10 protein-coding genes are annotated in these 6,932 nt (G+C 52.9%); 6 read left to right on the plus strand and 4 right to left on the minus strand.

From position 1 onward, the window contains the following. Positions 1-2 precede the first annotated feature (2 nt). Together ACFP6B_RS11390 and ACFP6B_RS11395 are read right to left on the minus strand one after the other, a co-directional pair. The gene (locus tag ACFP6B_RS11390; RefSeq protein ID WP_377130073.1) at positions 3-527 is read right to left on the minus strand and encodes a mycothiol transferase; all 525 of its coding nucleotides are present in this window, start codon (positions 525-527) and stop codon (positions 3-5) included. Between the two features lie 110 nt (positions 528-637). Further along, entirely contained in the window at positions 638-1,432 is a 795-nt protein-coding gene (locus ACFP6B_RS11395) for a MerR family transcriptional regulator (protein WP_377130075.1), read from the minus strand. Positions 1,433-1,562: 130 nt separating this feature from the next. On the opposite strand from ACFP6B_RS11395, the gene ACFP6B_RS11400 reads away from it, so the two are divergent. Together ACFP6B_RS11400 and ACFP6B_RS11405 are read left to right on the plus strand one after the other, a co-directional pair. Beyond that, the gene (locus tag ACFP6B_RS11400; RefSeq protein ID WP_377130077.1) at positions 1,563-2,270 is read left to right on the plus strand and encodes a hypothetical protein; all 708 of its coding nucleotides are present in this window, start codon (positions 1,563-1,565) and stop codon (positions 2,268-2,270) included. 52 nt (positions 2,271-2,322) lie between these two features. Beyond that, the gene (locus ACFP6B_RS11405; protein ID WP_377130079.1) at positions 2,323-3,360 is read left to right on the plus strand and encodes an ImmA/IrrE family metallo-endopeptidase; all 1,038 of its coding nucleotides are present in this window, start codon (positions 2,323-2,325) and stop codon (positions 3,358-3,360) included. A 75-nt stretch (positions 3,361-3,435) separates the two neighbouring features. Here ACFP6B_RS11405 and ACFP6B_RS11410 read toward each other — a convergent pair whose 3' ends face one another. Further along, positions 3,436-3,858, minus strand: coding sequence for a hypothetical protein (locus ACFP6B_RS11410; protein WP_377130081.1), 423 nt, complete (start codon positions 3,856-3,858; stop codon positions 3,436-3,438). A 224-nt stretch (positions 3,859-4,082) separates the two neighbouring features. Between ACFP6B_RS11410 and ACFP6B_RS11415 the strand changes: the two genes are divergently transcribed. From ACFP6B_RS11415 to ACFP6B_RS11430, 4 genes are all read left to right on the plus strand, one after another. Next, entirely contained in the window at positions 4,083-4,535 is a 453-nt protein-coding gene (locus ACFP6B_RS11415) for a prevent-host-death protein (RefSeq protein ID WP_237189552.1), read from the plus strand. 88 nt (positions 4,536-4,623) lie between these two features. Next, positions 4,624-5,049: a hypothetical protein gene (locus tag ACFP6B_RS11420; RefSeq protein WP_377130083.1), complete on the plus strand. Its 426-nt coding sequence runs from the start codon at positions 4,624-4,626 to the stop codon at positions 5,047-5,049. Then, positions 5,031-5,456 (plus strand): hypothetical protein, encoded by a 426-nt coding sequence (locus ACFP6B_RS11425; protein ID WP_237199035.1) that lies wholly within the window; start codon positions 5,031-5,033, stop codon positions 5,454-5,456. The genes ACFP6B_RS11420 and ACFP6B_RS11425 overlap by 19 nt, the downstream gene beginning before the upstream one ends. A gap of 39 nt (positions 5,457-5,495) precedes the next feature. Continuing rightward, positions 5,496-6,440, plus strand: a complete 945-nt coding sequence (locus ACFP6B_RS11430; RefSeq protein ID WP_377130085.1) for an exonuclease domain-containing protein — start codon at positions 5,496-5,498, stop codon at positions 6,438-6,440. A gap of 47 nt (positions 6,441-6,487) precedes the next feature. Here the strand turns inward: ACFP6B_RS11430 and ACFP6B_RS11435 are convergent, their stop codons facing one another. Further along, complete coding sequence (locus tag ACFP6B_RS11435) at positions 6,488-6,850, minus strand: transposase family protein (protein WP_377130087.1); 363 nt, start codon at positions 6,848-6,850, stop codon at positions 6,488-6,490. Positions 6,851-6,932: the final 82 nt, after the last annotated feature.

Genomic DNA, 6,932 nt, shown 5'->3' on the forward strand with positions numbered 1-6,932 from the left:
GGCTAGTCTCCTAGGTCTCCATCGATGTTTTCTCGGAGCAGGTCGGCATGGCCCAGGTGCCTGCCCCACTCTTCAATGAGGTGCAGGGCGACCCAGCGGTAGCTAAAGCGGGTGCCGTCCTTGAGGGCACCTTCGCTGAGGTCATCCCAGTTACGTTCAGTTAGCAGTTCCCGGGTAGCTTCCATGCTGGCCTGTAGGTTCTCTAGAACCTGAGGCAGGGGAAGGGTTAGATGCCAGTCGGCGTCCGCATCCTGCTCCCAGTCGAAGGACGCCCACGGCTCAGGTAGGGTGTGGCCGAGTAGGATTTCTTCCCGCCAGTAGTCCTCAACGAACCAGAGGTGCCCAGCCATACCGGCTAGGTTCATGCTGGTGGGGTGCAGGGGAGTTGCAAGGACGCTCTCACTCAGCCAGGTGCCGTCCACGCCCTGGAGTTTGCGCAGGAATACCTCTTGTTGAAAACGGATATAACCGAGCACCAGTTCTTTTTCGGAGCCGGTCAGGGGCGGGTCTGTAAAGGGCATTTTCATAGGGCCAGTTTACCGGCCGTACAACGAGCGTGCGTCATATCGCTGAGCGTGTGCATGGCCGGTGCACGCTCAGCGATATGACGCACGCTCGGTTAGGGGAGATGCTGTAGTTAGTCCCAGGTGGGGTTAGCCAGGTCCACCCCGGCACGTTGGGCCTCTGCCTCAATAGCGTCGGCCAGCCACCGGGCTAGGCCGGGCTGCTGGGACTCGTAGTAGCTGGTGAACCGCTCATCCGTAACGTAACCGCGTGAGATCAGGTAATGCTTGGCGGGGGTGACGGGGAAGAACTCGCTCAGCAGCTGACGGTGGGCGTGGACGAGTTCGCTCGCCTCGGTGCCGTCCGTCGGCAGGTTGCGGCGCGCGGCATCCGCTAGTTTTCCGTCCAGCTCAGCGGCACGATTCTTGTAACCGGCCCAGTCGGCCTGGCTCCAGCTTGCGGTGCGCTGCTGACTGATAGCCCAGTCGTCCGTACCGGCGTAGCGTTCCTCAGCTTCGGCCTGGTAATCGGCAAAATTGGCGTCGCCGAGAACTTCGCCAATTTCGGTGAGGGTGAGTTTCTTGTTCGTCATTTCGTTCTCCATGAGGGTGTCGATAGCAGTGACCATAGCGGAGAGCTGCTGTTGCTGCTCCATGAGGGCCTGGCGTTGCCTGCGGAGGTGCTCCAGGCTGGTTGAGCTACTGGCCAGGGCTTCTTTAATGTCGGTGAGTTTCATGCCGGTTGCCCGGTAGATAAGGATCCGTTGCAGGGTCGCAATATCGTCGGGAGTGTACAGCCGATAATTCGACCAGGTACGTTCAGCAGGGGCAATGAGCCCGAGGGATTCCCAGTGGTGCAGGGTGCGCACCGTGACACCGAGAGCCTGCGCTACTTCCCCTACCGTGTAGAGGGTATCTTGATCCTTCATGATTCCATTGTGGGGTCTAACGTAGCGTGAGGGTCAAACAAGATGAGAACTGCGGCTGCATGCTGTCGATTAACTTCGGGTTTTGTGCAATAATTTGAGGAGTCGATATCTTACCGATAGGAGCGGTGTCTTGCCTCTGAATGCGTTTGCCCCTAAGCCAACTGTAATTATTGAGCCTAGTGAAGCCCCTGAATTTTTGGCCAAGTTTGGTATTGATATTGCTGATATTCAGGAAGGCTTAGAAGCTGGGGAGCAGGCGGCAGGTAATACACGGTCATCGGCTCCTGTAACAGCGGCAGGAACCCGCCGGTGGTTTGACACGACAGAGGTAATCCGCGATCACCTCATGGTGAAGAGTGGTTGGAAGCTAGCTAACCCAAAGGGACGCCCGCTTTCAATTCATCCATCAGGAAAGCACATCCTAGGTATTCTCGGCGGTGACGCTAACACCGGTATTCTTGACCCTGATGTGGTTCCGAAAGCTAATCGGAAGAAGGGGCCCGCTACTGGTGAGTCGGTGAAGGCTAACCAACCGGCACTGTTTTATCTCAATATGCCTTCGGATGAACCGGCACTGTTTTATCTCAATATGCCTTCGGATGAAATGGTGCGGGAACTCGTCTCTGGAGTTCCTTCGGAGGGGCATTGGTTCTTGCTCTATTATCGGGACGTAGAGGAAATTCGTTGCGAGATTTCCCTGCCTTACCCTGAATTCGACGGTGGTCAGTTCCATAGGTGGCAGTACCGGGTTATTCTTCCCTCTATAGATAAATCGGCTATTGACCGTAGCAAAATTCCTGATATTGGTGGCGGAGACGTTGAGTTCAAGATTGCATAGCAGTTACCCTGAGCGTGTTGCCCTCGCCCGTAAGAGGCGGGGGCATACCCGTGTGTCTTTGGCACAGGTGCTAGGGGTAACTGACCGTACTACTCAAAAATATGAAAAAGAGGGTGCGCCAGATTCTGCAGTCAGTCAGTTAGCTCAAGTTCTTGGATACCCGGTTGAGTATTTTTCACGCCAGCCGCAGGTTGCGGTTGAGGTTGACGGTGTTAATTTTAGGGCTGGCCGTGCGGCTACTCGCAGTGCCCGTGATTCTGCAGTTGCAGCAGGCGTTACCGGTATTGAGGTCATGCAGTGGGTGGAAGATAAGTTCACCCTACCTTCAATTGTTGTGCCCTCATTTGAGGGGATAGCTCCAAGGGTAGCTGCTCAATTACTTCGTGAGGAGTGGGGGCTAGGTACTAAGCCCCTGCCGAATTTGGTGCAATTGTGCGAGTCGCGGGGTATTAGTGTGATGGTGCTTCCAGATGCTGCCATGCAGGTTGATGCTTTCTCGCTCTGGTATGAGGGTAAGCCTTTTATTTTTATTGCTCGGCAGAAGACACCCGAGAGGGCTAGGTTTGATATTGCTCATGAGCTGGGGCATCTAGTGCTGCACCGGTTTGCTCCTGTTGATGATTCTTTGGCTGTGCAGGAGCGCGAGGCTGATGAGTTCGCGTCTGCTCTGTTAATGCCTGAGTCGCTGTTGGCTGAATATCTCCCTCAGAATGCTTCAGTGGACGATCTTGTAGAAGCTAAGTACATTTTTCAGGTATCTGCCTTTGCCTTGGCAACCTCTTTGCATAAGAGTGGGCGGATGACTGATTGGATTTACCGCAAGGTGTGTATTGAGCTAACACGCCGGGGGTACAGGGATGGCGAGCCTGAGGGCATGGGAGCCTTTGAGCAGTCCAGGCTTTTCCCACAGGTGTTCACTGCTGATAAGGGCGGTGCTGTGACGGCTGAGCGTATTGCTGTTGATCTTGCGGTGCCCGTTGATGACGTGCTGACTTTGACGTTTAGTTCTCGTCTGCGCCTGGTGCAGGGGGAGGGCAAGGCCGAAAAGCATGGTGAGAGCGGACGCCCGGCCCTGCGTGTAGTGCGTTAAGTTGAACCCTGATCTGTTAATAGTTAGGGTGTATGTGCAATTTCGGTTGTTGTCTTGCCGGGGTTACTGACGGCGCTATTTCTGCCGAAGGTCTTTGCCTGGCAAGGTGGGGACTAGCTCGAAGAAACGCTCAGTCATGGCGAGCAGTTTTCCTGTTTTAACAAAGCCAGCGATGGTGCCTTCACAGAACCTCTCGCCGCGTCCTGCCATGAAGAAATAGAGGGTGAGGTCAGCCAGGCCGCATTCCTCAATGGGGGCGGGGTTCTGGTGGTTCTTCAGCCAATTGCTGTAAGGCTCGGAGCCAACGCCCATGACGCCGGACAGAAAGGTCATGGCGTCAGAGATTCCGTTCCACAACCACGGGGGAACATCCGAGTAACCTAGTCGGGCGGGGGAGTCCTCAGCGGGGCTTGTTTCTGCACCATCTTTTAGGTTGCGGTGCATGAGGGTAATACCGTCGAAAAGCTGTTCAGCAGTTTTGTTGTCTCTAAATCCCATGTACCTATTAAGCCAAATTAGAACAGAAAATCGAAGGGATATCAGTGTTTTGATCTTTAGTAGATATCTTCGATATTGCCGGTCAGTCCACGGTGCGGTTTGGTTGCTGGGTATTGCCCGATTTCACGGGTGATTTCGGTATGCCAGCCTCCAGTACTGCCGGTCAAAGGTATAACACCTAAGAACCTCTTGTTTTCAGAACTACTTCTGAATAGTCTACTGCTATGTCTGCACATACCTACGCTCGAACCTTCAATTCCTCAGAGCTGAGCCGCAACCCCAAACCAGTTTTTGAAGCGGTTGAGTCTCAGCCTGTTCTTGTGACCCGTCGTGATGGTGAAAACCTGGTGCTAATGACTGAGCACGAGGCAGACGAGCGTCGCGACATGTTTGCAATTGCAGCTCAGATTATTGCTGCAACAACACTTGAGGGTGGTTCACTGGCTGAACGTATGGCCACTGTTTTCCCCTGGATGTTAGCGCTCGATACTGGGGACCGTGAGCTTTGCGCCCGTGAACTGATCGACACCGCCAGAGCTGCTTTTGCTACCAACCAGCCAAAGACTTTACTGGTAGGGGTAACGAGCTGGTTTGAGTCCGCAACTGCTCTAGCTGCTGGGCTAGATGAAGTGGAACCTGAATGGTTGGCTGAGCCTGTGAACTTAGAGGTTCCTTGAAAAACTTATTGCGTTAGCTGTCACTAGCGGAAGAATAAGCCTGTCTAATATTGCTATGATAATCGAAGATGTATTCGAGAGGTGGTGCATGATGGCAGGCCATCAGAATCTTGCTTCAGGAACGAAGTTCCACAGCCGGTGTGACGAGTGTGTAGAGACCTTGCCAGCGATTAGGTTTCACCTGGACGAGGAACGGCAACTGGAAGCAATCGACAGGCATATTACTTGTTCTTCGTTTTCCAGGAATAATCCTTTAGTTGTGCAATTCAGTGTTGGATTAATGGCCTACCATTCACCTTCAAAAGATGTGGTTGATGTGATTCGAGCATGCTCAGCTCACGAGAACTTCCACTACCATGTTGGTGATTACCTGAGGCCCAAAAAGAAGCTACCTGCTCGGGGCATTCGAGTATTAAATAGTGCTGAGGATAGCCACGAAGCGTATTATGAAGCTTGTAGCTACATTATTAGTGAAGCGTTTGAAAGGTGGCGAGAATGGCATCCGAGAAAATAATCATGAAGAGAGCTCAACTGGCGGCGTCATTTAGCCGGGCCGCAAGAACAACCGTCGAAGGCAAGGCATTTGTTAAGGCGGTCATGAAAAGCTCTCCTGACGAAGCGGAACTAACTGTGGTTCCTGCTGCTGCTGAAGAGTCCGCAGCTCTAACTTTCCACCGAATCGAACGGCTAAACGTCCCTGTCGTCGTGTTGGTAACCAATGACGGGAACGAAATTGTTGCGCGTAACCTGTTATGGAACAGCCAAGAAGTTAAGACAAGCTCCTACACCGATATCTCTACAGAGGTGACTACCTTGGACTGGATGAAGTCTATGGATGAAACTCCAGGTCAGAACTTCGCTGTCACTGGTTCTGAGTTTGCAACGAGAATCAATTCTGTAGCCACTTTGACTGTGGCTTAAAATCACTCATTCGCTTTACTTTAGAAGGACTAGTGTACTGTGTCTAACGCTTCTGTAGATTTCGTTGCTGTTGATTTTGAGACTGCGAATGCGAGCCGGGCTTCGGCTTGTGCAGTAGGTTTGACTGTTGTGAGGGGCGGCCAAGTCGAGGAGACTATTGCATGGCTGGTGAAGCCTCATGAGTCTGTTGCTGATTTTCACCCCTTAAACGTGAGTATCCACGGTATTACTCCTGCAATGGTTGAAGCTGATGGCGTGAGTTGGGCTGAAACTCGCCAGAAAATGCAGGAAATCATTGGCAACCTGCCTGTGATCGCTCATAACTCGGGGTTTGACCGGTCCGTGTGGAATCATGCCAATAAGGTTGCTGGTGTTGATGAGTTAGCTCCTGATTTTTATTGCACACTGAGCTTGTCTCGTAGGTTGAGTAAGACTGGCGTGATTGCGGGGCTAGACCAGCACCGTCTTGACGTTCTCGCTGAGTTTTTTGGGCTAGAGCAGCTTCATCATCATGAGGCTGGCGAGGATTCTTTGATGGCGGCTATGGTTGCTTTACGTCTGGTTGAGCTTGTGGGGGCGTCTTCGGTTGAGGACGCTTGGGGTGGGCCAACTAGTTCAGGCATGATTCGTGCTGACCGTGTTCCGGTGCCTCGTAAGGTTCGACGAAATAATGTTCCGTCTGTTGTTCCAGTGGCTCCTGCGCCGGAGGGAATAGCAGGGGAGACTTTTACCTTGACGGGTGGGCTTGACGCTATGACCCGTGAAGAGTGTTGGGCTGCAATTGAGGCTGCTGGTGGCCATATTGCAAAGTCGGTGACGAAGAAAACCACTGTCCTGGTGATTGGCGCCGGAGCTGAGGAAAGTATGCCGCCTTTGCTGGGTGAGAACCGTAAGGAGCTTAAGGCTATTTCTTTGATTGAGGCGGGGCAACAGATTGCGGTGATCGGGGAACCTGATTTGCTTGAATTGCTTTACGAGAACTAGCTATTAGTGTGAAAGCCTTTTGAAAAGGTCTTTGTATCTACTGAGGCTTATTCAAAAGTCCCACCCGCAGCCAAAAACACCAACCCCCGCACCACCGCAAACACCCGCCCATACAACCCCAACGGCCGCCTAAACCCCGTATGAAGAATCCGCCAAGTCTTGATGTGAGCGATAACCCGCTCTACCACCGACCGCAGCCGATTCAGCACCCGATTATTTCGCCTCTGCTCCCGACTCAGCCGCTGACCCGGCTTGCGCCTGGCCGGGGTAGCCAACCCCAACCCGATATAGCCCTTATCAGCCACAGTGCTCTCATCAAGATATCTTTCCAAGCCATGATGTTTGAAGGCGTAAGCATCATGCCTGGCCCCGGGCACCGGGTCTGTGATAGCCAGCAACTTTCCCTCCAAGGGGGACTGTCAGGAAAACGGTGTAAACCCTCCCAACCCCAACAGGAGAAAATAACACCATGACAACAGAACACCAACTCGC

This window comes from Rothia nasimurium (genome assembly GCF_042660305.1).
GTDB classification, from domain to species: domain Bacteria; phylum Actinomycetota; class Actinomycetes; order Actinomycetales; family Micrococcaceae; genus Rothia; species Rothia nasimurium.

What these genes read in the sequence shown, in the direction of transcription:
- ACFP6B_RS11390 (WP_377130073.1), bottom strand. Translation starts at nt 527, where the DNA reads ATGAAAATGCCCTTTACAGACCCGCCCCTGACCGGCTCCGAAAAAGAA.
- ACFP6B_RS11395 (WP_377130075.1), bottom strand. Translation starts at nt 1,432, where the DNA reads ATGAAGGATCAAGATACCCTCTACACGGTAGGGGAAGTAGCGCAGGCT.
- ACFP6B_RS11410 (WP_377130081.1), bottom strand. Translation starts at nt 3,858, where the DNA reads ATGGGATTTAGAGACAACAAAACTGCTGAACAGCTTTTCGACGGTATT.
- ACFP6B_RS11415 (WP_237189552.1), top strand. Translation starts at nt 4,083, where the DNA reads ATGTCTGCACATACCTACGCTCGAACCTTCAATTCCTCAGAGCTGAGC.
- ACFP6B_RS11420 (WP_377130083.1), top strand. Translation starts at nt 4,624, where the DNA reads ATGATGGCAGGCCATCAGAATCTTGCTTCAGGAACGAAGTTCCACAGC.
- ACFP6B_RS11425 (WP_237199035.1), top strand. Translation starts at nt 5,031, where the DNA reads ATGGCATCCGAGAAAATAATCATGAAGAGAGCTCAACTGGCGGCGTCA.